The organism is Desulforhopalus sp. IMCC35007 (genome assembly GCF_005116575.1).
Classification (GTDB): domain Bacteria; phylum Desulfobacterota; class Desulfobulbia; order Desulfobulbales; family Desulfocapsaceae; genus Desulforhopalus_A.
On the sequence record NZ_SWCN01000020.1, the window covers coordinates 50,677 to 75,754 of the forward strand.

General features: G+C 44.9%; 28 protein-coding genes. 19 read left to right on the forward strand and 9 right to left on the reverse strand.

Annotation, left to right across the window (positions count from 1 at the left end):
* Window positions 1-39: 39 nt before the first annotated feature.
* From FCL48_RS18630 to FCL48_RS18640, 3 genes are read right to left on the reverse strand one after another with little or no spacing between them, the layout of a single operon-like run.
* Window positions 40-774 (reverse strand): ABC transporter permease, encoded by a 735-nt coding sequence (locus FCL48_RS18630; RefSeq protein ID WP_136874435.1) that lies wholly within the window; start codon window positions 772-774, stop codon window positions 40-42.
* Window positions 771-1,439 carry an ABC transporter permease gene (locus FCL48_RS18635; RefSeq protein WP_136874437.1) on the reverse strand — a complete coding sequence of 223 codons (669 nt, stop codon included), beginning with the start codon at window positions 1,437-1,439 and terminating at the stop codon, window positions 771-773. The genes FCL48_RS18630 and FCL48_RS18635 overlap by 4 nt, the downstream gene beginning before the upstream one ends.
* Window positions 1,436-2,593: an ABC transporter ATP-binding protein gene (locus FCL48_RS18640; RefSeq protein ID WP_136874439.1), complete on the reverse strand. Its 1,158-nt coding sequence runs from the start codon at window positions 2,591-2,593 to the stop codon at window positions 1,436-1,438. The genes FCL48_RS18635 and FCL48_RS18640 overlap by 4 nt, the downstream gene beginning before the upstream one ends.
* Before the next feature lie 882 nt (window positions 2,594-3,475).
* On the opposite strand from FCL48_RS18640, the gene FCL48_RS18645 reads away from it, so the two are divergent.
* Window positions 3,476-3,841 (forward strand): hypothetical protein, encoded by a 366-nt coding sequence (locus FCL48_RS18645; RefSeq protein ID WP_136874441.1) that lies wholly within the window; start codon window positions 3,476-3,478, stop codon window positions 3,839-3,841.
* 83 nt (window positions 3,842-3,924) lie between these two features.
* Here the strand turns inward: FCL48_RS18645 and FCL48_RS18650 are convergent, their stop codons facing one another.
* Window positions 3,925-4,275 (reverse strand): type II toxin-antitoxin system RelE/ParE family toxin, encoded by a 351-nt coding sequence (locus tag FCL48_RS18650; protein WP_205747760.1) that lies wholly within the window; start codon window positions 4,273-4,275, stop codon window positions 3,925-3,927.
* Window positions 4,276-4,586: 311 nt separating this feature from the next.
* On the opposite strand from FCL48_RS18650, the gene FCL48_RS18655 reads away from it, so the two are divergent.
* The 8 genes from FCL48_RS18655 (at window position 4,587) to FCL48_RS18690 (ending at window position 13,707) form a co-directional block, all read left to right on the forward strand.
* The gene (locus tag FCL48_RS18655; protein ID WP_136874443.1) at window positions 4,587-5,081 is read left to right on the forward strand and encodes a DUF3592 domain-containing protein; all 495 of its coding nucleotides are present in this window, start codon (window positions 4,587-4,589) and stop codon (window positions 5,079-5,081) included.
* A 94-nt stretch (window positions 5,082-5,175) separates the two neighbouring features.
* Window positions 5,176-5,838 (forward strand): carbonate dehydratase, encoded by a 663-nt coding sequence (gene can / locus FCL48_RS18660; RefSeq protein ID WP_136874445.1) that lies wholly within the window; start codon window positions 5,176-5,178, stop codon window positions 5,836-5,838.
* Between the two features lie 79 nt (window positions 5,839-5,917).
* Window positions 5,918-8,464 (forward strand): phosphoenolpyruvate carboxylase, encoded by a 2,547-nt coding sequence (locus FCL48_RS18665; RefSeq protein ID WP_136874447.1) that lies wholly within the window; start codon window positions 5,918-5,920, stop codon window positions 8,462-8,464.
* A 334-nt stretch (window positions 8,465-8,798) separates the two neighbouring features.
* Complete coding sequence (locus tag FCL48_RS18670; protein ID WP_136874449.1) at window positions 8,799-9,719, forward strand: phosphate/phosphite/phosphonate ABC transporter substrate-binding protein; 921 nt, start codon at window positions 8,799-8,801, stop codon at window positions 9,717-9,719.
* Entirely contained in the window at window positions 9,712-11,790 is a 2,079-nt protein-coding gene (locus tag FCL48_RS18675; protein WP_205747761.1) for a nitrogen regulation protein NR(II), read from the forward strand. The genes FCL48_RS18670 and FCL48_RS18675 overlap by 8 nt, the downstream gene beginning before the upstream one ends.
* Before the next feature lie 256 nt (window positions 11,791-12,046).
* Window positions 12,047-12,325, forward strand: a complete 279-nt coding sequence (locus tag FCL48_RS18680; RefSeq protein ID WP_136874451.1) for a hypothetical protein — start codon at window positions 12,047-12,049, stop codon at window positions 12,323-12,325.
* Between the two features lie 32 nt (window positions 12,326-12,357).
* The gene (locus FCL48_RS18685) at window positions 12,358-12,726 is read left to right on the forward strand and encodes a hypothetical protein (protein WP_136874453.1); all 369 of its coding nucleotides are present in this window, start codon (window positions 12,358-12,360) and stop codon (window positions 12,724-12,726) included.
* A gap of 276 nt (window positions 12,727-13,002) precedes the next feature.
* A complete protein-coding gene (locus FCL48_RS18690; RefSeq protein ID WP_136874454.1) occupies window positions 13,003-13,707 on the forward strand; it encodes a hypothetical protein in 705 nt (234 codons plus the stop codon).
* A gap of 12 nt (window positions 13,708-13,719) precedes the next feature.
* Here FCL48_RS18690 and FCL48_RS25530 read toward each other — a convergent pair whose 3' ends face one another.
* The gene (locus tag FCL48_RS25530; protein WP_240744891.1) at window positions 13,720-14,139 is read right to left on the reverse strand and encodes a hypothetical protein; all 420 of its coding nucleotides are present in this window, start codon (window positions 14,137-14,139) and stop codon (window positions 13,720-13,722) included.
* On the opposite strand from FCL48_RS25530, the gene FCL48_RS18695 reads away from it, so the two are divergent.
* Window positions 14,083-14,712 (forward strand): ABC transporter substrate-binding protein, encoded by a 630-nt coding sequence (locus FCL48_RS18695; protein ID WP_240744890.1) that lies wholly within the window; start codon window positions 14,083-14,085, stop codon window positions 14,710-14,712. The two genes, FCL48_RS25530 and FCL48_RS18695, sit on opposite strands and share 57 nt — an antisense overlap.
* A gap of 195 nt (window positions 14,713-14,907) precedes the next feature.
* On the opposite strand, the gene FCL48_RS18700 is transcribed toward FCL48_RS18695, so the two are convergent.
* Window positions 14,908-16,566, reverse strand: coding sequence for a bifunctional diguanylate cyclase/phosphodiesterase (locus FCL48_RS18700; RefSeq protein WP_136874458.1), 1,659 nt, complete (start codon window positions 16,564-16,566; stop codon window positions 14,908-14,910).
* 625 nt (window positions 16,567-17,191) lie between these two features.
* On the opposite strand from FCL48_RS18700, the gene FCL48_RS18705 reads away from it, so the two are divergent.
* The 4 genes from FCL48_RS18705 (at window position 17,192) to FCL48_RS18720 (ending at window position 20,226) form a co-directional block, all read left to right on the forward strand.
* The gene (locus FCL48_RS18705; RefSeq protein ID WP_136874460.1) at window positions 17,192-17,584 is read left to right on the forward strand and encodes a PaaI family thioesterase; all 393 of its coding nucleotides are present in this window, start codon (window positions 17,192-17,194) and stop codon (window positions 17,582-17,584) included.
* 354 nt (window positions 17,585-17,938) lie between these two features.
* Window positions 17,939-18,646, forward strand: a complete 708-nt coding sequence (locus FCL48_RS18710; RefSeq protein WP_136874462.1) for a hypothetical protein — start codon at window positions 17,939-17,941, stop codon at window positions 18,644-18,646.
* A gap of 53 nt (window positions 18,647-18,699) precedes the next feature.
* Entirely contained in the window at window positions 18,700-19,335 is a 636-nt protein-coding gene (locus FCL48_RS18715) for an RluA family pseudouridine synthase (RefSeq protein WP_136874464.1), read from the forward strand.
* A 27-nt stretch (window positions 19,336-19,362) separates the two neighbouring features.
* Entirely contained in the window at window positions 19,363-20,226 is an 864-nt protein-coding gene (locus FCL48_RS18720) for a hypothetical protein (RefSeq protein ID WP_136874466.1), read from the forward strand.
* A gap of 167 nt (window positions 20,227-20,393) precedes the next feature.
* On the opposite strand, the gene FCL48_RS18725 is transcribed toward FCL48_RS18720, so the two are convergent.
* Entirely contained in the window at window positions 20,394-20,864 is a 471-nt protein-coding gene (locus tag FCL48_RS18725) for a cyclic nucleotide-binding domain-containing protein (protein ID WP_136874468.1), read from the reverse strand.
* Between the two features lie 351 nt (window positions 20,865-21,215).
* On the opposite strand from FCL48_RS18725, the gene FCL48_RS25950 reads away from it, so the two are divergent.
* The 5 genes from FCL48_RS25950 (at window position 21,216) to FCL48_RS18745 (ending at window position 23,436) form a co-directional block, all read left to right on the forward strand.
* The gene (locus tag FCL48_RS25950) at window positions 21,216-21,359 is read left to right on the forward strand and encodes a DUF1330 domain-containing protein (protein ID WP_205747762.1); all 144 of its coding nucleotides are present in this window, start codon (window positions 21,216-21,218) and stop codon (window positions 21,357-21,359) included.
* On the forward strand, window positions 21,340-21,507 hold the full coding sequence (locus FCL48_RS25250; protein ID WP_205747763.1) for a DUF1330 domain-containing protein: 168 nt from the start codon (window positions 21,340-21,342) through the stop codon (window positions 21,505-21,507). Before FCL48_RS25950 ends, FCL48_RS25250 begins: the two co-directional genes overlap by 20 nt.
* 139 nt (window positions 21,508-21,646) lie before the next feature.
* Complete coding sequence (locus FCL48_RS18735; RefSeq protein ID WP_136874470.1) at window positions 21,647-22,177, forward strand: (Fe-S)-binding protein; 531 nt, start codon at window positions 21,647-21,649, stop codon at window positions 22,175-22,177.
* Between the two features lie 129 nt (window positions 22,178-22,306).
* Window positions 22,307-22,915 carry a DUF2238 domain-containing protein gene (locus tag FCL48_RS18740; protein WP_136874472.1) on the forward strand — a complete coding sequence of 203 codons (609 nt, stop codon included), beginning with the start codon at window positions 22,307-22,309 and terminating at the stop codon, window positions 22,913-22,915.
* A 68-nt stretch (window positions 22,916-22,983) separates the two neighbouring features.
* Window positions 22,984-23,436 carry a DUF302 domain-containing protein gene (locus FCL48_RS18745; protein WP_136874474.1) on the forward strand — a complete coding sequence of 151 codons (453 nt, stop codon included), beginning with the start codon at window positions 22,984-22,986 and terminating at the stop codon, window positions 23,434-23,436.
* Window positions 23,437-23,554: 118 nt separating this feature from the next.
* Here FCL48_RS18745 and FCL48_RS25700 read toward each other — a convergent pair whose 3' ends face one another.
* Both FCL48_RS25700 and FCL48_RS18755 read right to left on the reverse strand, forming a co-directional pair.
* A complete protein-coding gene (locus tag FCL48_RS25700) occupies window positions 23,555-23,989 on the reverse strand; it encodes an RNA-binding protein (RefSeq protein ID WP_136874476.1) in 435 nt (144 codons plus the stop codon).
* Window positions 23,990-24,300: 311 nt separating this feature from the next.
* Window positions 24,301-24,732, reverse strand: coding sequence for a PaaI family thioesterase (locus FCL48_RS18755; RefSeq protein ID WP_136874478.1), 432 nt, complete (start codon window positions 24,730-24,732; stop codon window positions 24,301-24,303).
* Window positions 24,733-25,078: the final 346 nt, after the last annotated feature.

Consider the following 25,078-nt stretch of genomic DNA (forward strand, 5'->3'; position numbering starts at 1 on the left):
TCCTCGATCCATCATCAAAAAAAACAGAATCCTTACAGCTTATCTGTTTGAAAGACGCAGCCCCTTTGAGATCAAGACCAGTCCCAGTAACTCGGACAGAAAATCGCCAAAAAGTGCAAGGAGTGTCACTGGAATAGCACCAGCCAGCAGTTTGTCTGTCTGCATAAGGCTTATTCCTGTAAAGATGAGGTCTCCCAAACCTCCAGCCCCAATGACATAGGCAAGCGCAGCTGTACCGATATTAATGATCAGGGCAACCCGGAATCCCGTGAGGATAACCTCCATGGCATTTGGTATCTCCACTTCCAGGAGAATCTTCATCGGAGTCATTCCCATACCTTTTCCGGCGTCTATGAGTTCAGGCGGGACCGCTGTGATACCTGCCAGAGTATTTCTTGCAATGGGAAGTATGGAGTAGATAGTCAGCGCAAAGACTGCAGGCTTAAAACCGATCCCCAGAAAACTCATGGCCAGTGCCAAAACAGCAAGAGAAGGGATAGTTTGCCCCAGTCCAATGATATACATGCAGATCCCGGCGTACTTGCGAAACCGAGCCCTGGTAAGCACAATACCTGCGGTTATTCCAATGATCGTGGCAATCAACATACTCAGACCCACTATGTACACATGCTGGATGAGTAATTCTAAGATAACGGGATACTCGTATGGATCAGAGAGCAATTCGATAAGACCCGTTCGTTCAAACGTTACACCAGCAATCAGTATGATAACCGCAATGACAAGTCTGTATAATTTTGTAAGTAGTCTCTTCATCGCGAAAGCTTCCTTTGCACCTTGATGCCTTCTGGGGTTGCAACCCTTTCCAGCAGGGCCATCCCGCCGTCTACGACTATCGCCAGAAGAGAAACAAGTATAGCACCGCTCATTATCATCTCGGGATATACGCGGGCTATCCCCTGCTGGATATACACTCCCAGGCCTCCTGCTCCGATGTAGGTGGCAATAGCTGCAACGCCAATATTCATAACAGCGGCCGTTCTCAATCCCGCAATAATAAGCGGGATGGCCAGCGGAATTTCCAGTTCTCTCAAAAGTTTCCACTTACTCATGCCCATGCCCCTTGCTGCATCGACCAGAGCGGGAGGGACATTCTTTATGGCAGTGTAGGTGTTTCTGATGATGGGAAGCTGACTGTAGAGAACCAGGGCTATAATAGCGGGTACTTTTCCAAGACCCATATCAACCATCGAAAGAATGGGGAGCATCAAACCAAAAAGGGCGAGTGAGGGAATGGTCATAAGGATGTTGGCACCATTGAGGACCCGGGAAGCGAACTGTTCGTGCTTTGTGATGACGATACCTAAAACCACCCCGATTGGTGTTGCTATCAGGAGTGCTATTCCCACAATCCAGATATGCTCCCAGGAGAGGTACAGAACCTCGTTGAGATTATCCATTATGAACTGCAGGGTACTCATGACGCTACCTCGGTTTCAACAGGTTCAACATTTTCTGTTTCGTCTGCGTAACTGGCTTTTACTGCTTTTTGTATGTCGTTGTAGGTTACCGTCCCTGCAAAATTTTTGTCGTCGTCCACAACGCAAAACGTTGGGGTACTGTACATAAGCATAGAGGAGAGGACATCCCGGAGTGGTGTTTTTTCCCTTAAGAAAACGGGATATGGTTCCACCGCATCCCGAACCGGACCGTCTTCATACTTGAGAGACTTCTGGGTAACAAAGCCAATCGGTTTGTTGTGTTCAAGCACGATGCCGTAGCGAGAATCCTTTGTGTTCAGAAAATGTAAGGCCTCCGCAGAACGGTCGCCGCCCTGGATGATGTTTTTGGGTGTTCGGTTGATAATATCACTGACCCTCATCAGTCCAAGGACTTTCAGGGCCCTGTCAGCACCTACGAAATCAGAGACAAATTTGTTTTTGGGTTGCGTCAGAATGACCTCGGGAGTGTCGTACTGCACCAGACGTCCCTTTTCAAAGATGGCAATACGATCTCCCATCTTTATCGCTTCATGTATATCGTGAGAGACAAAAGCCACCGTCTTTTTCAGCTTTGTCTGCAGCTTCAGGAATTCATCCTGAATTTCTTCTCTGTTTATGGGATCTATCGCACCAAATGGCTCATCCATCAGCAGAATATTAGGGTCTGCGGCGAGTCCTCGAGCAACGCCTACCCGCTGTTGCTGGCCACCGGAAAGTTCTGCCGGATAACGGTCCCGATACAGCTCAGGATCCAGATTGGTCATTTCAAGCAGTTCATCAACCCGCTTGCTGATACGTTCCTCATCCCAGTGGAGAAGTTTTGGTACAACGGCAATATTTTCTGCTATGGTTTTATTTGGAAAGAGGCCGATAGCCTGAATAACATATCCCAGGCGCTGCCTGAGCTGGACAACATCAATATCCATGATATTCTGATCTTCTATGGTGATCACCCCTCGAGTGAGTGTCTCCAGCCTGTTGGTAAGACGAAGGGTCGTCGTTTTGCCGCAACCCGAGGGACCGAGAAACACCACAACCTCACCTTTGGGAATAGTGAAGCTTACATTGTCCAGGGCGGTAACGGTATTCAGTCCCTTACCGTATACCTTCGTTACAGATTCGTACGTTATCATTACATCCTCTACGTTCTCTGAGCTGCTTATCTTTAGTTCAGGGGCCAAGGATAGCTCTTATCTCGCCCCTGCAGGTGCACAATTAATCAGCCACGGGACCTTCCCGGTATTACCGGGCGATCGAGCAGCTGACTTGTGCATTTCACCTTTGATATACTTGCAGGTAGCCACAAATAAAGGCTATGACATTGTATTTTTACCTACTTTTGTCCCTGACGGACATGTCAGCAGGTATATATTTAACACTCGAGCGACCAAACATAACACCTGCGAGAAACTCTCGATGGAGGTTTGGTAAATCTTACTTTTTAAAAGTATTACGCTCAGTTGGGCTGGTTTCTATCTCTGTCTGCAAGGATTAAAATCTCATTCAGATAGAGAAAAAGCCATCTTCTAGGATTTCTTTGAATGATATAGATACATCACATGACTCAAGGTGCTAAGTTTACTTAATTAATTATTTTTTTTAAAATTTTCAAATAAGTACACGACACACATTTGCAGCTCCTCCTGTCAAGAGAGCAACAAATGACAATTCCAAGAGAATTTGAAAGTAAATAAAACTAACACCTTTGAGATTTATACGCAAGATATCGTTTAAAATGACATTCTTGCAGCCGCTGTAAAGGAGCTTCTTTACACTGGTCATTGTAAAAAACTTCCACGCTTGAAAATGGACAACGACAGGCGCATATTAAAGTGCGGATGAATGCTATCTTCCTACCAGGTAAGAGCCAGCAAATCGTACAACGGAGACTTTGTGATTATCATGCTCAGGAACATGATAATTCGAACAGTGGGCTATGAGCTGATGACGTGCTTTCCGCTCTACGGATATGGACGTTGAAAGATGAAACTATGCAAAAGGGAAGGTTTTACAGCATGATTGATTATTTAAGTGCGTTTTCAAGAAAAGTCATCTGGTTAAAACCTTTGGTTTTCTGTACTACCGTTGCTGCAATTGTTCTGTTTGCCTATCTGGTGCTCAGTGGAAACAGTGCAGATACAGAGGTTTATATCATACCATCTATCGTTGGCTTGTTGTGGTCACTCATCTGTTTAATTTTGCTCTTTGCCTTCCCCCATGTACCACCACAACCTGAGAGTCAACAGCGTTTTTACAGTCGCCTGAAAATCAGGCTGGCCAGGGGCTGTTATTACATATTCGCATTACTTTTTATCGTGCTGAGCACATCTGCAGTCCTCCTTACATTCAAGTTACTCAATGTCTGGCGAACAGACTTTTAAACCCGAATGATCACCTGCGACAACAGCAGTGGCAGTATCCCCTGCCCTGTCTGTTCCTCCGTTTCTCAGCCAGCAAAGAGTTGTTAGAACTCCCTGAACTTCTTCATATCTTTTTTGTGGTAAAGATCAAAAAAGATGACGCTGTTGTCCGGCAGCTCGTCACAGCCATCGCATTTTTGTTCCAGACGCTTATTCTCTTTTCGACAGAGATGACACCAGTAATAGATCAGGCGGTAATCTTTCCGGCCCACGTACTTTTTAAAGCGTCCATTATAAAGCCCTCGCATCTTACCGTCTGAATTACCGGGATCCACCAACAGGCGATCAATGACTTTACTTATACGAGTATGACCGACGGGGTCTACCACCTCGACCTGATCGAGCTTCCTTAGAAAATGTGGCATCGGCTGATAGACAAAAGTTGTAGTATTCATAGCTCAGGCATGTTGATTAAATCTGTCTTGACCTTCAGACAACTGGTATTTATCGATTATCTATAAGTAGTTACCAGATAAGAGCAGATGATTCTACGGGAAAAATATTGTACATTGCGTGTATTGGTTACACAGACCGTGCTATTTACTCGACATGGTGCCATATGTTACGCTTGTATATATAATGCCCAGGCAAATCAGCAACTACATCCCCCGGCAAGACTCGACCTGCCAGCGTGAATACCACAACCGGCTGACATTGCCTAAGCTATCCACACTGGCGGTCAATACCACAATTATGAACATTCGAAATGATCACCTACGCTGAGGAAATGTTGCAGCTTGCCCTCCATGGGCAAAAACAGGGTATATGGTTCTGGGCTGCCGTGTACATATCTATTGTCTGCAGCTACTCATTGATATTTCAAGTACGAACAAGATACTGGCCTCATGTTCAAGGGGAGCTGGTGCAGGCTAAGGTAGAAAAATTTGGTCCCACTGATCCGGTTCTTTCAGCTCAGGATTATGCTTCTTCAGCCTTATATACCTACACCGTGCAGGGAACGATCTATACCGGAACCAGAATTTCCCCCTGGCTGTTTATCGCAAGTCACAATGCAAGGTTTGTTTTAGAAAAGCAGATGTCTTCTATTGAAAGATTTCCGGGTGGGGCTGTTAACGTCTATTATAATCCTGGCAATCCCAGGAAAAGTTATCTTATAATTGCAGGAAAGGCAGGGATTGCTATCACGCTGCTTGTTTGTGTTCTACCAATGGTGTTGTTTTATCTTGAGTATCATCTGTAGATCTCATACTCCGCAACGGACTCACTCCGGATTCTCCCATGCGCCGGTAAGAGTATTGGAACCATAACCACCACAATGAGATAACGATTAGACTATGCGGACATTAAAAAAAATATTTGACCAGAACAAAGAATGGGCAAAAAATGTAATCTCGGCTGATCCTGATTTTTTCAAAAAGCTCTCAGAACAGCAAAACCCTGAATATCTCTGGATTGGTTGCTCGGACAGTCGTGTACCGGCAAATCAAATCAGCGGTATGCTTCCAGGGGAGGTATTCGTTCATCGAAATATTGCAAATATTGTGTCCCATACCGATTTGAATTGTCTTTCAGTTATTCAATACGGTGTGGAAGTCCTTAAAATAAAGCATATTATCGTTTGCGGACACTATGGTTGCGGTGGCGTTAAAGCGGCCTGGGAAGACAAAGAGAACGGCTTGATTGACAACTGGTTAAGAAATATCCAGGATGTTCAACGCTTTCATCAAACCGAGCTTGATTGCTTCCACACGGAAAAAGAAAAACTTGACCGTCTATGCGAGCTCAATGTTATCGAACAGGTTGTGAATGTATGCCGGACAACAATTGTCCAGGGAGCATGGAAACTCAATCAGGAACTGGCAATCCATGGTTGGATGTACAATGTAGAAGACGGGATATTAAAAGACCTGGACATTTGCATCACAAATAAAGCTGAAATTCCTGACAAGCTTTTACCAGGTATGTGCTGTTCTTTAGCTTGTGACAGTGCCCTTTGAAAGAAGTCTGTGTACAAAGCACCTTCTCGGTAATGGAGAAACTTGCCCCTCCCCTTTTTACAAAAGGATGGAACCACCCATGAAAAAATCCCCCAGAGAAATAGAGTATAACCAATCAGTAACCAATAAATTTAATATTTATAACAGCCTGTTTCTGAGCCTGCCGTTTCAGAAGATCACCAATATCGGCATTCTTATCCCTCTGCTCAATCATGAGTGCAGAAAGGGACTTGAATCGGGAAAAGAGCCACTTGAAATACTGGATACATTTTTCAAGGTCCACACAAGTTTTGTCTCAGAGAAAGAAAAAATCGATTTCATGTTTCGGGTCATCCAGTTTGTTGAACGGCAGGTGGTCCTCTTTGACAGCGCTGAAGATGCCGCCTTTGCACAATTGCTCAAAGATGGCGACCATATGTCTTTCCCGACTTGCATTGAAATTGCGGATATAAAAGACATCACACCTTTTCTCATTGAGAAAATGTCTGATTTCAGTGTCCGAATCGTCTTCACCGCCCATCCAACCCAGTTCTACCCGCGTTCAGTTCTGGATATCATTGAAAAATTACGGGTTCTCGTACGTGAAAATAAAATAGATGAAATTGACCTGACCCTGCAGCAGTTGGGGTTAACATCGATTATGAATGTGAGAAAACCGACTCCACTCGATGAAGCCAAAAACATCATCTACTTCCTGCGCAGTGTCTATTATGACGCTGTAGGGGATTTATATGCCCGGGTCAAAAACCATTTACCGACCAGTGATTTTGACAATCCCGAGCTCATCCAGCTTGGCTTCTGGCCCGGCGGGGACCGGGACGGCAATCCTTTTGTCACTGCAGATATTACTGCACAGGTAGCCGATGAACTGCGTATGACATTGATGAAATGTTACTATCATGAAGTGAAAGGTCTGGCCCAGAAACTGACATTCAGAGAGGTGGAAGATCATATTGCCACCTTGAAAGGACAGCTCTATGTAACCATGTTCGATCCTTTGCAAACGCTGTCAGCAGAAGAGATCCTTGATCAACTGAACAGGGTTAAAGACTTATTACGGGATAATTTCAACGGAGTATACCTCAAAGACCTTGAGAGCTTTATCGATAAGGTAAAAATTTTCAAAACACATTTTGCAACCCTGGATATACGCCAGAATCATGGAGAGCATGAAAATGTCATCACCGCGATTCTGAAACATGAAAAGCGCATCAGGAACAATCTGGACGAGCTGTCAGAACAAGATTTGATTGCAATTCTTGTCCATGAAAATTTCGAGGTCCGTGCAGACCAGTTCACAGATGAGCTCGTCAAGGATACCATAGCAACCATCAAACAGATAATGTCCATACAGACAAAAAATGGAGAAGCTGGATGTAACCGTTATATCATCAGCAATTCCGAAGATATTTTTTCTGTACTCTTTGTTTTTGCCCTGCTCAGATGGTGTGGCTGGAAAGATGGAAAGATCCCCGTGGACATCGTTCCTTTGTTTGAGTCAATGGACGGCATGAAGCACGCCGAAGCTATCATGCAGAACCTCTTTGATATTCCTCAGTACAGATCCCATGTCCGTTCCCGCAGAGACAGGCAAAATATCATGCTGGGATTTTCTGATGGAACAAAGGATGGCGGCTACCTCCAGGCCAACTGGTCTATCTTCAAAACCAAAGAGGTGTTGTCTGCTGTGTGCGACCACAACGGGATCAAGGTTATCTTTTTTGATGGCAGGGGTGGACCTCCTGCCCGTGGTGGCGGCAAAACCCACCGGTTTTATGCCTCCCAGAGCCGGAGAATTGCCAACCATGCCATTCAATTGACCATCCAGGGTCAGACGATCACCAGCCAGTACGGCACCCGAGCCCATTTCATCCATAACTGTGAACAATTATTGACCGCCGGACTGTCACACGGATTATCCGGTGAAGAGGTCGATATCTATAAAAAATCACGAGAGATTATAGAAAGACTGGCGAACCTGAGCTACGAAAAGTATGTGGAGCTCAAAAATCACAAACAGTTTCTCCCCTATCTCGAGAACAAAAGTACCTTAAAATATTACGGTATGGCAAATATCGGCTCCAGGCCGGCCAAAAGAGGACAAACTGCAAAACTTACCCTGCAGGATTTGCGGGCAATTTCCTTTGTGGGCTCATGGAGCCAGCTCAAACAGAATGTACCTGGCTATTTTGGTATTGGAACGGCCCTGAAGGTCGTGACCGATGATATCGGCATAGAAATATTGCAGGAATTATACAGCCAGGTGCCATTCTTCAAGGCCCTGATCCTCAACAGCATGATGTCCATGTCAAAGTGCTATTTTGAGTTAACCTCATATATAAAAAGAGATGAGGAATATAAAGACTTCTGGAATATACTCTATGAAGAATTTGAACTGTCAAAACAGATGGTGCTTCTCGTTTCCCAAAACAGCTATCTAATGGAAGAGGAACCAATATCCCACAGTTCAATCAAAATCAGGGAAAATATTGTCCTGCCCCTGCTCACAATCCAGCAGTATGCCTTTCAGAAGATTGAACAAAAATCTGAACATCTGCAGTCTTATGAAAAAATAATTCACCGCTCCTTGTACGGCAATATTAATGCGAGCAGAAACTCCGCGTAATCTCTGACCAATTTAGCTCGAATCAGTCCCGCGCACCTGTCCAGCATCTCCAACCTTCCTGCCCATCCGAGCCATAAGCTTGGGAGGGCCAGGGAGGTGTTTTTCATCTGCAGAGAATAGACAACCGTTTTCTCAGAAATGAATTGTTATGCCAGCAACATATTGGTATACATACCTTACTCGTTGAATTCAGGAGTCTTTTTCATGTCACAACGTGGTATTTTTCTGCTCATTCATCTGGTGTGACAAAAGAAAACAACCCCAGTTGAGACAAATTCCATCGGGGAATACTCTTCTGGAAAAACAGGGTTTTAAAAGGCACTGGCCGCCGCATATGCCTGGAATCAAGACACTCTTCTTACTGCTTCTACCCGCTCTTTTCCTCTTTGCCTGTACGGAGACTGAGGAGCCGATCGAGGTTTCCCTGGATAAACGTCAGGAAATCACCTTCAGGCAGCAGGCCCCCGCAATAACCTATGCGTACCTGCCACAGTACTCCAACACAGAGTCATTTCAACGGCACCATCGATTAGTGGCATACCTCTCTGAGCAAACCGGCCTCCCCATCCGCCAGGTATTTCCGGACACCTTTGACAATTATATCAGTATGGTAGGCCAGGGTAAGATTGATATATCATTTTCCAACCCATTTATTTACGTCAAACTGGCCAACCGCTATGGCGTTAAAGCCATGGCAAGAATCATCGAGTCTGATGGACGTGCAGAGTTCCGCGGCCAGATCATCGCCCGCAGAGATAATACAGCAATTCAATCCATTGAAGATTGTCGTGGCAAATCATGGGTCGCCGTTGATCCTTCATCGGCCGGAGGCTATCTGTTCCCCCTTGGTCTTTTTAGTGATCACCAGATTCCGTTAAAGGATTTCAGAGAAGTGGCCTTTGCCGGTGGGAGACAGGAAAATGTTATTTTAGGTGTATATGCCGGACTCCACGACATCGGTACCATACGCGAAGGCGCCCTGAACGTTGTAAAAGACAAAATCAACATCGACCAGATAAAAGTGGTTGCCAGTTCAAGCTGGTATCCGGGCTGGGTCTACGCCTACAGCCCAAGGCTTTCCCAGGAGGTCGCAGACAAAATAAGGAATGCCATGCTCGCACTCGATTACAAAAACAATCCGCAGCACCGACAGATTCTTGATGCCGCAAAATTCATCGGCTTTGTGCCCTCAGACGACCGGGATTTTGATCGAATCCGGGAGTTGAGCAAAAAAGTGGGGCTGGATCTTGATTAATACGCTGTCGAGATTTTTTCATCGCCTGAGGTTTAAGACCAAGCTTATCCTGGGGATGACCTTTATGCTCGTCTTCTGCGGCCTGGGAGTTGGACTCATTCTGTCGGCCATGTCGTCAAATGCCCTCCTGGAAGAAGGCAGAAAAAGAGGTATGGCCCTCACATCGAGTCTGGCCTTTCAGCTGACAGAACCCATTCTGGCCCTGGATTTTCTGCACATGAAAAACCTCATCGATAATGTCCACAATCAGTATGATGATATTATCTATATTTTTCTCACCGACGATAACTCCAATATTCTCTCCCACACCTTTTCTGGAGGGTTTCCGACAGATCTTCTGAACGTCAATGTTGATAACCTGAAACCCCAGCCAATTCTTCTCTCCACCGAACAGGGGCTGGTGTACGACTTTAATGTCCAGGTACATCTGGGAGAGAAAAATCTGGGATTCGCCAGGTTGGGATTATCGAGAAAGAAAATAGATACCCAGATCAACCGCCAACGTTTGACCAGCCTTTTAAGCACCATGGGAGTCGTTGGTTTAGGGATCATTCTTGCGCTTTGGTTTGCCCGTACCGTAACCCTTCGCCTTGACCGTCTGCGAAAATCTGTAGGAGAAATTATTCGCGGCAACCTCAATGTTCAGGCAGGATTTCCACTGGAAAAATATTGTTGGCAAATCATGCAATGCAACCACACAGATTGCCCGGCCTACGGCGATGTCCAAAGGCGCTGCTGGTATCTTGCGGGAACCATGTGCCCCAATTGCGGTGATAAACAATATCCTTTCAAGATGGAAAACTGTCGGCAATGCCCAGTCTTTAAGCATAACTTTGGTGACGAACTCCAGGACCTTGCCGAGGCCTTTGATGCAATGGCGGTGACCGTCAAAAACGACATCGAAGAGCTCACCGAACGGGAAAAAACCATCGCCCGGCAGGAGGGCCTGCTGAAAAGCATTATGAATGGTACTCCCGACTTCGTCACCCTGCAGGACACGAATCTCAAGTATACCTTTGCCGGTAAAGCCTTTTGCAATTATTTCAATATGGATGAAAAAGAGATCATCGGTAAAACAGATTGGGACATTTTCACCCAGCAACAGGCCCAGATTAACACTGATGAGAACAAGCAGATCCTTGCAACAGGGGTGCCCCTGGCCAAACAGATCACCTTCAAACGAGCCAACGAACAGAAGTGGTTTCATGTGGTCAAGGTCCCTGTTTATGATCAGGACGGAAGTATTATGGGTCTTCTTCTCACTTCCAGGGATATTTCCATGATCAAAAAATTCCAGGAACAACTTATCCAATCCCAGAAGATGGAAGATCTTGGCCGCCTTGCCGGAGGCGTTGCCCACGAAATTAATACCCCTTTGGGCATTATTTTAGGCTACTCCCAGCTGATGATGGACGACATTGAAGATGAAGAGCTCCTTGAGGGCATGAGAATCATCGAGAAGCAGACCAAGGTCTGCCGGAAAATTGTCGCAGACCTTCTTGGTTTTTCCAGAAGCTCCGTGGAAGTCGTTGGAACCATAGATATCAATAAATCTGTCCAGGAAGTCATCAGACTGGTTGAACATGCATTTTTTATGAACCGGATAAAAATCATCTCAACCTTAGATACAAACATCCCACTTCTACCGGGCGACCAGGAAAGGCTCAAACAGGTATGGCTGAACCTGATGAATAACGCAGCAGACGTGATTGAGCAGGATGGGGTAATACAGGTTCAGACCAGACTGGTAGCAAGTGAACAAAAGATTATTGTCAGCGTTGCAGACAGCGGCAAGGGCATTGCACAACAACATCTGAACATCATTTTTGATCCATTCTTTACGACCAAACAGGTCGGCAAGGGTACGGGGCTGGGTCTCTCCGTCTCGTTTGGAATTATCAAAGACCACGGGGGTAAAATCTCAGCCCTTAGTCCAGTACCTGAAGATTATCTCACCAAGGAATTACTGGCCTGTGACAATGCAGGTCCCGGAGCCGTTTTTGTCGTCGAACTCCCTCTCAGCATAGACGACACGACCAAAGAGACGGATAAAACAGACGGGGCGCATTAGATATCTTGACTTTTTTAGTCAGAATATATTGAAAAGATATCGACTTTAGAGAGGCAAGGTTCAAAGGCATTGATAGAGACAAATCGAACAATGAGATGGTAGCTGGCTTCCAGATAACACCACAACAACACAGGTTAACCAGGTAGAAGTGGCCTTCCCATGGCAATTATGACTTGCCAAGACAGGCTGAAATATTGAGATAGCTGGAAAACTAGACAATCACTGTTGTGTTTAAAAAATAAAATGTGGAGGAATTGTGAAGCAACAGTTTAGAGATTTAAAAACTTTAATTGATGATTTTGCTGCTCCACATGCAACACAGAATGGAACACAACACGAAAGAGCGAAAGCGGAGTTGGCGGCCAAATTATCTAGCGAAATTTGCGAATCTCTTGAAAATCTTAAATTGTCAATGAAAGAGAGTGCTGAATCAAACGACAAACTAAGCAAAAGAGTATTTGGGCTTAACATAGTTTTAGCCATTGCAACATCCGTTGGAGCCATTGCTACTTTGATGATGGCATTCAAAAGCTGATTTAAATAGACTTAAAAACAGGCTCTTTTACGATGATTGAAAATAGAGACATTCCCCACCGGGAAGCCTTTGAGAAATTCAAAGTATCTCATGTAAGATTCTTGGCAGAATCTCGTACTGACGAGGTTGGTCCAGCCGCAAGAGCTTGGCTTTCAGAATTACGAGACAATCGTGAAGAAGAAGCTGCATCTAGAAGAGATGCCCGTGAAGAACGAACACTAGCAATTTCGGAAAGAGCCTTATCTATCTCTAAAGAAGCCAATCGAATTGCCTCTGGGGATCTAGCTGAGGCTCGCAAACAAGCGCGCTGGGCCAAATGGGCCGCTATTATTGCCACAGTTGCTGCAATTACTGCCGCAAGAGAAAGTATTATCGAAACAATTTCGCTCTTGATGAAATAAAAAAGGTTACACAACAAGTCGTTGCTGCGGGACCAAAAACAGCACGGCCCACAGAACTCTCCACGTTGCTTGCAGTTCTCCATAGTAAAAATATCTATGTACCTGGAAAAGCTGGTTGGATGTATGTTGACTTTAAAACTACCCAAAAGGGTCTAGAGCAGAACGGAACCTTTCTTAAGAATCGGATCGGAAAAATCCAGCACAGTGTTTTTGCCACATAAAAATCTTAAAAAAAACGGGATAACCAGTGAATTTCACATTCACCTCTAGAAAAAAATGAAAGAAATATTCACATTCGCAGCGCAAATTTTTCGCGACAATTTTCAATATGTTGCCTTACTTTCCGTTCCATTCATACTACTTGCATTTCCTTCATATTTTATTACTCAGCCAGCTGAAAACAGGATCGGATATATTTCGGTTATTGGACTGATTGTATATCTCATTGGTTTTGCCGCGTATATGTCTTCGTTGGTTTTCTTCATGTCTCAGGCATACCAAGAAAAGCTACAGTCGATCAAATCAAATCTTATTAATGGGCTGGTCTATACGCCTCCTTTAATGGTCACATTGCTTGTCGCCAATTCTCCATTAATAGCTGGTTTTGCCACCATGTTCACTCCAACACCTCTCCAGTTTCTCACGTTGCCATTACTCGTTCTTGGTATATACGTTTCATTACGATCAACATTTGCCCCCTTTCACCTTATCTTAGAAGGTCAGAAACCAGTAGACGCAATAAAAAGCAGTTTCAGCAGTACAAAAGGACAAGTATCAAAAATTGTTACAGTGGTACTGATGTTTTATATTGCTACAACTCTCGTAGAGGTTGCATCGACTTCCAACGCAAATTTTGAACTCTTCAATATCTTGATGTTTTTCATAGGAGTTGCTGTGACCCTGTTAATGACCGCCTTCGAGCAAATTGTTGTTTTTAAGATGTACATAAGCAGCTTTGACAACAAATGGGAACAGGTGTGACATATTCACATTCTACGGAAATACCGGAACCGGTCCGGACCAAGTCAACATAGCCATATTGAAGCTTGCCGAGGTTGAACGTGAAGGTACTCCAATGGAGATAAACCGACCATCCTGCAGGGGCACCCAACCAAGAAGAGGACCGTTGGAATAGTTTTCATAAGGTGTTTCTTCTGGACATATCGATAAACTCAGCCTGAGAGAGAAGGAGGTCTTTAATTGAAAAGATTGGTAGCGAGAATCTGCACGATTAGCGTGTTTGTATTGTTTGCTTACCTTACTCCAGCCTCTTGTGAGGAAGAACCCTTCTTTATTGCAGACGATATAGATTCGGCCCCCTATATTTTTGGAAAACCGGGTAAAAGACCTGCCGGAATTTTTTACGACATTTGCGAAATTGCCTTCAGGCGCATGGGCATTGCTCTGAAACACGAAGTATTTCCTTGGAAAAGAGCTCAGATGGTTGTGGAAACGAAACAGGCTGACGCGCTGATTACTACCCCCACACCCTCCCGGCTTCAATATCTGGTGCCGAGCCGGGAACCGGTATTGGTAATGAAATATAAAATATTTACCCAGCGGGACAATCCGAACATTGAAAAAATCAAATCGATTCGAGCTTTGTCAGATCTCAAGGGATTGAAAATAATTGACTATATCGGTGACGGATGGGCAGAAAAGCATCTTGCCGAATATGGCGTTGAATGGGCACCAAATCTCACTTCGGTGTGTAAAATGATAGCCTTACATAGAGGGGATGTGTTTTTGCAGGATGAAACCATGGTGTCGTATACAATAAAAAATATAAGAAAAAAAGATGGGGAATCTGGCCTGATCTACGACAATGTCATTGCGTTTGACGCGCCCATCCCTGACGTCAGCTTTCATCTTCTTATTCGAAAAGATTCGCAATACCTGAAAATCATTCCAACCTTCGACGACACAATCAGATCAATGCGCGAAGATGGTGAAATAGACAGAATAATTGATAAATGGATACATTAGGACTCCTGAAACAAAGAGGACAAATGTATTGCAATCGGTATTGCAATCGGACTCGGGCTTGAAGGAAAATCGGCTTAAAGCGGAGGGCAAGTCGGGGTCAGGCTGTACGTCTTGACGTTTCTTTGTGCATCACACTATCGCCTGTGTACTTTTAAATAGTGCTTGGAGACAAGAACAATCACGAACACAGACGACCTATCCATTCGAATAATTAGGGGGGCCCGTTATAGTACCTGCTTCCCAGTGGTCGAGCCATTTTTCAAAGGCCTCTGCATCGAAGGGTTCACCAATCCAAAAGCCCTGCTGTATATCACATGCCAGGATTTTTAAGTGGTCAAAGGTTTTTTTATCTTCTACACCCTCAGCAACAACTTTTAACCCCAAATTGTGCGCCAGTTGAATAATAGCATTGACTATGGCTGCATTATCCCTGCTTTTTTGCAGGTCCGTAACAAATGATTTGTCAATTTTCAGTTCACTTACGGGTAATTTTTTAAGATACGCAAGGGAAGAGTATCCGGTTCCAAAATCATCAATTGAGAAATTAACCCCCATGTTATGCAGTCTATTCAAAATGTCGAGAGAACGTGAGGGATCAACCATAATCGATGTCTCGGTAATCTCCATTATCAGCGACTCTGCCGGAAAATTGTTTGAAGCCAGGAGACCCGTGACGATGTCTGGAAAACCTGGGTCTGAAAGACAAACAGAAGAGATATTAACCGCTATTCCAAAAGCATAGTTTTTTTGGTGCCAAACGGCACACTGTCGCAGAGCCTCTTTTAAAATCCACAAGGTAAGATCATTGATCAGTCCTGTACGCTCTGCGAGTGGAACAAACTCATCTGGCAGCAAAAAACCGTGGGATGGATGGTTCCACCTGACCAGAGCCTCCACAGAACAGAGTATTTTGGAATCACTAAAGACCTTGGGGTGATAGTGGAGCACCAATTCATCGTTTGTAATGGCATTCCTTAATTCCCCCATCAGGGTCAAGCGCCGCGGGTTATGACTATCAAATTCGGGAGAATAAACCGCAAAGCCCATTTTATCATGTTTAGCAATGTACATCGCAACATCAGCCCTCTGGACCAGTGTATCAGCATCTTTGCCATGATCTGGAAAAATTGCAGCTCCAATACTCACCTGCACATCCAGGGTGAGATTATCTAAAACAAATGGTGTTGAAAGTGATTTGTGAATGGTGGTACAAAAGTTTTCTACATCCGATCTGGACTTCAGGCGAGAGAGTATAAATCCAAATTCATCCCCACCGATCCTGGCAAGAGTGTCCCCCTCCATCAAAGCCCCTGATAAGCGTAAAGCAACCTGCTTAATAAGCCTGTCCCCATTGAAATGGCCAAGAGTATCATTGACTTCCTTAAACCGGTCAATATCTAACAGCAAGATGCCAAATACAGGGACTTTTTGTTGGGATAAAAAGGTTGCCTGTTGCAAACGATCTATAAAAAGAACTCTGTTGGGCAGGTCCGTAAGAGCGTCATGGGTTGCTTCATGGGCCGCTTTGACCTCGATATCCTTGGTATACGCCCGAAGATCATTGGTCTGGTCCAGTATCATCGAACTGGCTTCAAAGGACATAATGGAACTTACATATTGGCCCCAGAATGCAAAGATAAAAGGCATACTATCAAGAACCCAGAGCACAACATTATTTTTTTGAGCGGTGATAATAGCAGCCAGGCTCACCTCTCCTGTGATGAAATATCCCGACATGATTGTAGCTATGACGATTGCGATCATAGCAATACCCGCACCCACTACAGAATGTCTGGATGCTTTCTGTTTTAATAAAGAGGCATTTTCCTGAAGAGCATGAAACGTCGTACCCATAAGTACCTATCTCCAAAAACATATTCCGAGTATCAGCCGAATTATCTATTTTTAAAAAAAAGCATCTTCCTCTGTAACAGACAGAGACGTAGCCCGTTGGAGTCAATCCACTCAAACAACATCCCAACAACACATGGATAGGTCACGAGCAAACATAGAATTATTACAATGAAAAAGCTAGGGAAGTTTGGCTACGCTTTGATAGAGTTGGTGGGTAACTCTAAAAACAATTGGTGTCTGATACAGTTGAAGCTTGGTGAGAAGAGCTTCTCAATCGATATGCGGAATCACCAGAGTCCGGTTGGTAACCGGATATCAAACGAAAAGGTGTCATCTTTCTACAATATAGATCCTTGTTTTTAGATATAATTTCCATTATCTACATTCAGAGGAAAAGTGGCGGCAGGAAAGAAGATAATTGAACCGGGATAGTAGTAGCGGCGTTATTGTCTGATACTACCAACACAACCACCCCTGAGGTGATGAGGTCTTTGTAGATGTCAGGGCATCTTCTCTACTCTGCAACGATCCGTTAGGGAAAGAAGCACACGGAACCCCTTCCCTCTGCGACGTCGAGGTGTTTGGGCTCTCCTTCAGCAAAAACAACACAACCATGGCAGAAGATATGAACGATACATTTGAGCAGATAAGCGTCATCGGTTTTATGAAGCACAATGGTGGTATGGAGTTCAGAACCATTTCTGAAACTGAGTATCAATTCAAGACGAAAGTTCAGGACATCCATCTCAATCCCGGAGGCATTACCCATGGCGGCTTCATCATGAGTCTTATGGATTCTGGAATGGGTACTGCTGCCCATCGCGTGCTTGCAAAAAATGCGAGGGCGGCAACTATTTCTTTTGATGTGAAATTTATCTCCGCCTCAAGAACGGGGGATGTACTGCTGGGAACAGCCAAGGTGCTGAGAAAAACACGTTCTCTGGTCTTCATGCAGGGCGAATTGCGATCTGGTAATCAGCTCATTGCAACAGCTGAAGGGATCTGGAAGGTGCTCTGAGCCATCTGCCCCTCTTTTTGTTGCCTTGCAGATGCCTGTCAATATTTTGAGCGTAAAACCTTGGTTGATTTCGCAGCAGCGTAGGAAAAAGATATTTTCCATCGATCCTCACAAAGGCAAACCTCGAATTGCCTAATATACAGCTAACACTTCTCTGTAATAACAAATATTTACGCTTGATCCGAGCCTGCTCTCTTGCGCTGTAGATAAGAAAAATTCTTTGGACAACTGTAAAAGGATACATACTATCGACAAGTGGTTGTACAGATATGGTTTTTGCAACAGTTCTTAAGCAGAGCTAAAAAAGCATCACCATCGGCTTTCCGTAGCTATTATCCTCTAAAGGAGATTGTAATGAACAAAGAGTTTACTGTAAGTGTTGTATCTTTTGTGAAAATATCTGAGATTGAAAACTCATGGAAAACAGAAGATTATAAAGCACTATTATCGATGATGGATATGGATGAGGACGATCTTGGTGGAATGACTGACGCTGAAGTTAAAGAAATGTGCTTGATGTCATTTAACGATTTTGAACATCATGAATCCGCTAAATTTTTGTTAAAACATATTTTTGACGATGAGGTTACCGATGGCAAAATAGATCAACTGAGTCATCAGATGGTGGAAGGTAAACTTTGGGAAGAACACGCGGACTCGGCCTATCACCATAAACTTTTTAATGCCTATCAACTTTTGCGAAAAGCGTACAACGGTGTGTTCAAAGAGCCAACCGGAGTGAAATTTACCATTAAAATCACTGCAGACAAAAAGGACTCATTTGAAATCTTTGAACCATCACTCCACGCTGTAATTGTCAGACTGCTCTCAAATGGATTAAATGAGACAGCAATCTTAAACCGTCTTTATGAAGAGCAGCTCAGTGGAGACAGTTTTCCGGATGCAGAAAATATACTCTGGATATTAGAAGAGATTTCCATAACAGAAGAAGAACGCCAGTATCAGATTACAAGTTCTGATCTTTGGTTTGCAGAACTCGAAGAAGGTATGGAGTTTAGTGCAAAAGCCCATGCTGATGTTGAGGAAGAAGATGAAGATTGACAGAAACAACAGAGTTGAACGGCTTGTTTCTGGATGTCCCTGGTAAATAGTTAATGAAAGAAATGTACATCCTTCACGACGAACCCGAGTTTGTCGTGGTGGTAAAATCAAGCGGCCTCCTCTCGGTTCCCGGCAGGGGGCCGGAAAACCTCGATAGTGTCAGTGAGCGGATAAAAGCACTGTATCCGGGCTGCATTGACCAGCCCTCAGTGCATCGCCTTGATATGGATACCTCGGGGCTGCTGGTGGTTGCCCGAACCAGAGAGGCACATCGCAACATCTCGATTCAGTTTCAGGAAAGCAAGGTAACGAAGCGCTATATTGCCATTCTTGACGGCGAACTGGACGGTGAGGAGGGTGTCATTGAACTTCCTTTCCGCCTTGATATCGACAACAGGCCCCATCAAATTTATGATCCGGTCCACGGCAAGGTGGGAATCACCCACTGGAAAAAACTCCTCGTGAAAGATGGCAAAACCCGAATTGAGTTTAAACCCGTAACCGGAAGAACGCATCAGTTGCGGGTTCACGCCGCTTCCGAATACGGCCTCGGGATTCCCATTGTCGGCGATCCACTCTACGGTACGGGTACGAGGCCGGGAATGCTGCAACTTCACGCCTGTTCCATCTCCTTTGCTCACCCAAAGACCGGTGAAATCTGCGAGTTTCACTCAGACCCTCTGTTCTAAAGAACCTTGCCAGCTCCATTTACCACCTTGAATACTTTAACCGACAGAGATCACCTGGTCATAACTGGCTCCAAAGACGCGACCTGCTACGGATATTGTGCAGCCTGTAATAAAGTCCACTCTCTGAGCGCAGGAAACAGCCGCAGGTACGCCCTGGAATTAATGGCAGAACTTGAGAAGAACAGACGGATTGATTTCATCAACCCGGATCCAGAACCAATATTTTCCACAGACTGCCTCTGGAAAGACAGGGGTGGACAGATGTTCGGGGTTCTGGAAGGTATCGACAAGAATGGGAATATTGTATTGCTACGTGCTTTTTCCGGACAGTTTAACACCTGCTGGCAGGTAGAGGGATGGGTTCCTCCAACCTTTGACCTTGAAGGATACAACCAACTTCTCCCCAACATTGATTCGTCAATCCAGCAATTGACAGGTGAGATAGAGCACTGCCAGCAAATAGCAAGTCAATGTCAAATACGATTTGAAGAAGCTATGGGTTCTGGAAGTCTTAAGGCTCAGAAGGATTGCCGCAGACAGATGAAAGAGGCGTTGAAAGCCCTTGCACTGGCAAAGAAAAAACGGAGATCATATTCCCGGTCAAGGATGACAGCCTTTCATGACCTGTATCAACTCCACAATTTCAGAGGCGAGCAGCGCTCCATCCGGGAGGTTTTTAATGAAAACCGGGGTATCCCGACTGGATCCGGTGACTGTTGCGCCCCAAAACTCCTGCAGGCGGCCGCTCGAATGAAGTTGACTCCTGTTGGACTCTCTGAATTCTACTTTGGCAAGGAAAACAAATCTTTCACAAGACACCACAAAAAATTCTATCCCTGCTGTACAAACAAATGTCAGCCCATTCTCGGCTACATGCTTTGCGGCCTATAACTCTACACTTGCAGCTCGTATAAAAAGCAGAGGCCGAACATGTTTTTGTCGGCCCCGTCCCCTGCCCTGCTCCTTACTGTTCAAACCTCAGCCTCAGTTCTTCGCGCTGTCATGAGGCAACAATATCTGCCTGCTCAGAGAGCAGTTTACCGGATTTTCAATCAGGATTATCGTTGCTCGATGGCGTCGGCAAAGAGATTTGAGGTACGGCGTATCGTTGCACAGAGAATGGTGGCAATTTTACGTATCAGCTTGACACCACATCGTGGAGACTGCTCGACCAGCGTATCAAAGCTCTTTCTCGAGAGGATAAAGAGCGTTGAAGGTGCGGTGGCAATCGCAGAGGCAGAGCGTGCCTCATGGTCTATCAGTGACATTTCGCCAAGTGTCGCACCGCTCGTAAGTGCTGCTATGGCAACGGGTTGATCGTATTCGTTGAGTTTTCGCACTTCGATCTGTCCGTCAATAACTATAGCAAAGAAATCCCCGTCATCCCCCTCATTGAAGAGAACTTCATCCTCAACCAGGGAATGGATCTTTGCATGTTTCACCAGGATATCAATCTCATCATCTGATAAACCGTTAAAAAGCTCTATTTGTCGAATATTCTGCCGAATGGTTGAAGAAATTGTCGCCATGGGGGGCCTCCGTTGATCTGCCTGTATGTGGTGGTTCTTTTTTTCTAAATATTATCAATTAAAAAAACCTACCGTCAATTGCCTGTCTCCCACAAGCATATGGCAGATTTGTCCGTAAAGTCAAATCCACCCGCGTATGAATCATCCGAGGTAGGGCCTGAAATATAATCCACAAATCGAAAACAATACACTCAGCCGACTGCGCCTTACCATACAACGCCGTGAATATGAGAGAGATTCAACTTGCCAATATTATGTACGCAATTAATTTGTCTACAGTTGTATTTCTCACCCATCACCACAACCACCTTAACTTACAAGTCGTAGCTGAAAATACGTGGAGAACAGCCAATGAGCGCCTACCTTATTGTAGACACGAAGATCAACAATGCAGAGGTGTATGAAGAGTATAAAAAACGTGCAAGACCTATCGTCGAAAAACACGGAGGGATATATCGAGTCCGGGGGCGGGGCCATGGACATCAGGCAAGCTGAGCTCTGGTCGCCCACCCGCATCGTCATTATTGAATTTCCCGATAGCAAAAGTGCCCGGAACTTTATAGATTCGGAAGAATATGCTCCCATAAAAGCCATGCGTCTGAACAATGCCGAATGTACACTCTTTATCGTAGAAGGAGAATAACCTGTCATTTCAGCAGAGCCTGCACGCTTCCTGCTGAGGCGACAGCCAACGAATGGACTCAACCTCACACAGTACATCTTTAGCCGGCCCATAGATCTGAAACAGGAATTGGTCACACACAAATCAAGAAAGGAACAGGATGCTGATAAAAAATTACACAATAGAACTGAGCAGGCCCGGATGTAACGCAAGCTTTCAATCCCTCAATTGCATTGGACATCTTGACGTGGATATCAGCGAAGCTATTCCCCTGATCAATGCTGTACTTGGAGGGGCAAGTATCACGAAATCACCTCCTTCCGTCACCTTTAAAGTTCATGGAAGGCTGATCACTGTCTATTCGGACAAGATATCCATTAATGCACTCTCAGACGCCGATGAAGCCAAAAAGGTCCTGGAGTGGGTGAAAAATGAAATTAATGATGCCTGGGAAAAACGTCAGGAAATAACCCCGGAGTACGAGGTGCCGCAAAAACCTGAATTAATGAAGATCCTCAAATTATTGCCAAAAACCAACTGCAGGGAATGTGGCCAGCCAACCTGTCTTGTATTTTCAACTCTGGTGACTCAAGGGGTTAAAGGTGCTGAGGATTGTCCTGGGTTGGCTGGGGAAAACAAACAGCTACTGGTCAGTTATCTCAGTCAGTTCCAGTTCAGTGATTTCTCATAAGTAGCCCGCAGGGGAGCAGGTAAAACAGTCAGTTCCATAATGATCACCACACAACAGGTGTAACCTTACCCCGTATTGATACCACACCGGGGGTCTTAACATCAATTGCAGTCAAATCTTGACGATTCTATGAAATACATCTGGCTTGGAATATTTTTTCTTGTTTTGATCTGGTCGGCAATTCAACCCGCTGACTACTTCACCTGGTTTTTAGAGGTAATACCTGCATTAGCGGGTCTTGTGGCACTCACCCTTACCTACCAAAGGTTCCAGTTTACCCGCCTTGCCTATACGCTCATCCTCATGCACTGCATCATTTTAATGATTGGCGGACATTACACCTACGCCAACGTCCCTTTGTTTGATTGGCTCAAAGACGTTTTTGATCTACAACGAAATAACTATGACAAGGTTGGCCACTTTGCTCAAGGTTTTATCCCGGCGATTGTCGCCAGAGAAATCCTGGTTCGAAAAAATATCATCAACGGAAAACACTGGCTCAGCTTTTTGGTTGTCTGTTTTTGTCTCGGTTTCAGTGCCTTCTATGAGCTTATCGAATGGTGGGTAGCAATCTCTACAGGAGAATCGGCCGAGGCCTTTCTGGGAACACAGGGATATGTCTGGGACACCCAGTCTGATATGGGCCTGGCGCTGTTGGGCTCAATATGTGGCTTGCTCTTTTTAAGCGGATTTCATGATAGAGAAATTGAGAAAATTGAGCCGAAAACGGCTCATTAAAGGTGGCCTTGTCACTATCTGCTGACGGGTGCTGCTCATGTGCAAATATTTTTCAAAAAGGAGAACAGATGAAAAAAACACTTTTCACCATACTGTTGATAGTATCCGTTGCAATCTCTGCAAATGCTGCAGATGGAGTAATCAATGTCGAAAGTTCGTACAATGTAAAAGATACAGCAGATAGAATGGAAAATGTCCTGAAAGAAAAAGGAATGACTGTATTTAATCGAATAAAGCATTCCGAAGGCGCCAGTAAGGTTGGCATTGAACTGCGGGACACTGAATTAATACTCTTTGGCAACCCCAAGGTGGGATCCCCTCTCATGAAATGTGAACAAAGCGTTGCCATTGATCTGCCCCAGAAAGCACTCATCTGGGAAGATGCAGAGGCCAAGGTCTGGATTTCCTATAACGACCCAAGATATTTAGAAAAACGACACAATATCAGCGGTTGCGAAGAGGTGTTGGTAAAGGTTGAAAAGGCGCTGGCGGGTATTGCGAAAACAGCGGCGATGAAATAAAACTGGTCCAAACAATCAACCAGCCAAAACCGGAGGTTTTGGCTGGTGTTCTGTCAAACACAGCAAAGATCAGATCAAGAGGTTGAAAGAAGAGAACCCTTAAACCTTTCCTTCCGGTCTATCTGTCACCACCGCGACCGCCCCGGCTATTCCCTCCGCCAGAGCCGAAACCACCTTTTCCGCCACCGGAACCACCACGACCACCACCATGAGAGCCCTTGTTGCCTGGTCCTCTAAAACCGCCACCTCCACCGGCGCCAAAGCCTCCTTTTCCGCCACCAGACCCACCTCTTCGCTCATCACGGTTTTTTACCTGAGGCTTGGCTTCATTGACAGTAATCGTCCGTCCCTTGAAATCCTTGCCGTGTAATTCGGCTATTGCGGCCTTCGCAGTCTCATTATTGGACATTTCAACAAAACCAAATCCCTTGGACTTGCCACTGATTTTGTCCATGATGATAGTGGCAGACTCCACTTCACCAAATTTGCCAAAAGCCTGTCGCAGATCGTCCTCTTTAACATCATAGGACATGTTTCCAATATAAATCTTCATTTGCTGCTCCTTCTGGTGCCTTCAAAATTATACCCATCATTTTAAACTATAATTTTGCAGAGGCTCTTAGCCCCCCGAGGAGGGCATTAATAAAAGTCCCGTTTATCGGGACATCGGTATAATTTGCTACCGCCGAATTCATGGCAGCCAAGGTCGATTTGATATAGGGTCAATTCCTGTTAATGTCAATGAAGATAAAGTCGTTTAAAGTTCTCCGCCCCGTATCGACGGTCTCTGAAAACCTTCCATACAGAGATGTCAAGTGTCAGGGAGGCCTGCCAATGACACGGATCCTACCTTTTACGAGACCATTAATCATTGGGCCAGAGTATCATCTGAGTACAGCGAAAGAGAGCAATCTTCTTTCCGGATTCGTCTGAACTGACCTCCGCATCCCAAACCTGAGTTGAGCGACCTTTATGGACCAGCCTGGCGATACACGTCACACCACCAACCAAGGCTGTGCCGATAAAATTGGTTTTCAATTCAACAGTTGTAAATCCAAGAGCGCCTGCAGGAAGATTGTTAACCGTCGCATAACCGCAAGCGGTATCTGCAAGTGCAACAACAGATGCCGCATGTAAAAATCCGTTTGGTGCGCAGAGATTTTTTGTAACCGTCATGCGTGCTTCAAGTTCTGCCGGTGCAACGGAGATAACCTCAATCCCTAAAAAACCCGGTAAACAATGTTCTCCAAGTGTATTCCACCCTTCTATATCTTTTGGCGCGATCAACTGGTTCATCGTGAGAAATTCCTTTTGGTAAATAGCTTGAAAATCAGGCCGTCTCCCTCAACACCTTAATCCCGTTTACACACTCTACTTTTATGCTGCCAATCACCCGCAAAACCTTGGTTGCCACGTGCTGAGTTACCTGGGCCATAAATACCTTCAAAATTTTGCAGGTATGTACTGCAAATTTTTGCAGATATTTTGAGTATCAGAACTCTCATTTATCTGTGGGGTTGTTCCTGCCAACAAAAAAAGAAACCTCGCCATAGTGAAATTATAAAAAACAGTAATATATTGAGTCCTGTTAATATGCCTTTACGGCAGAGGCTCCTGCTTCCCAGGTTCCTGAAAAAGTTTA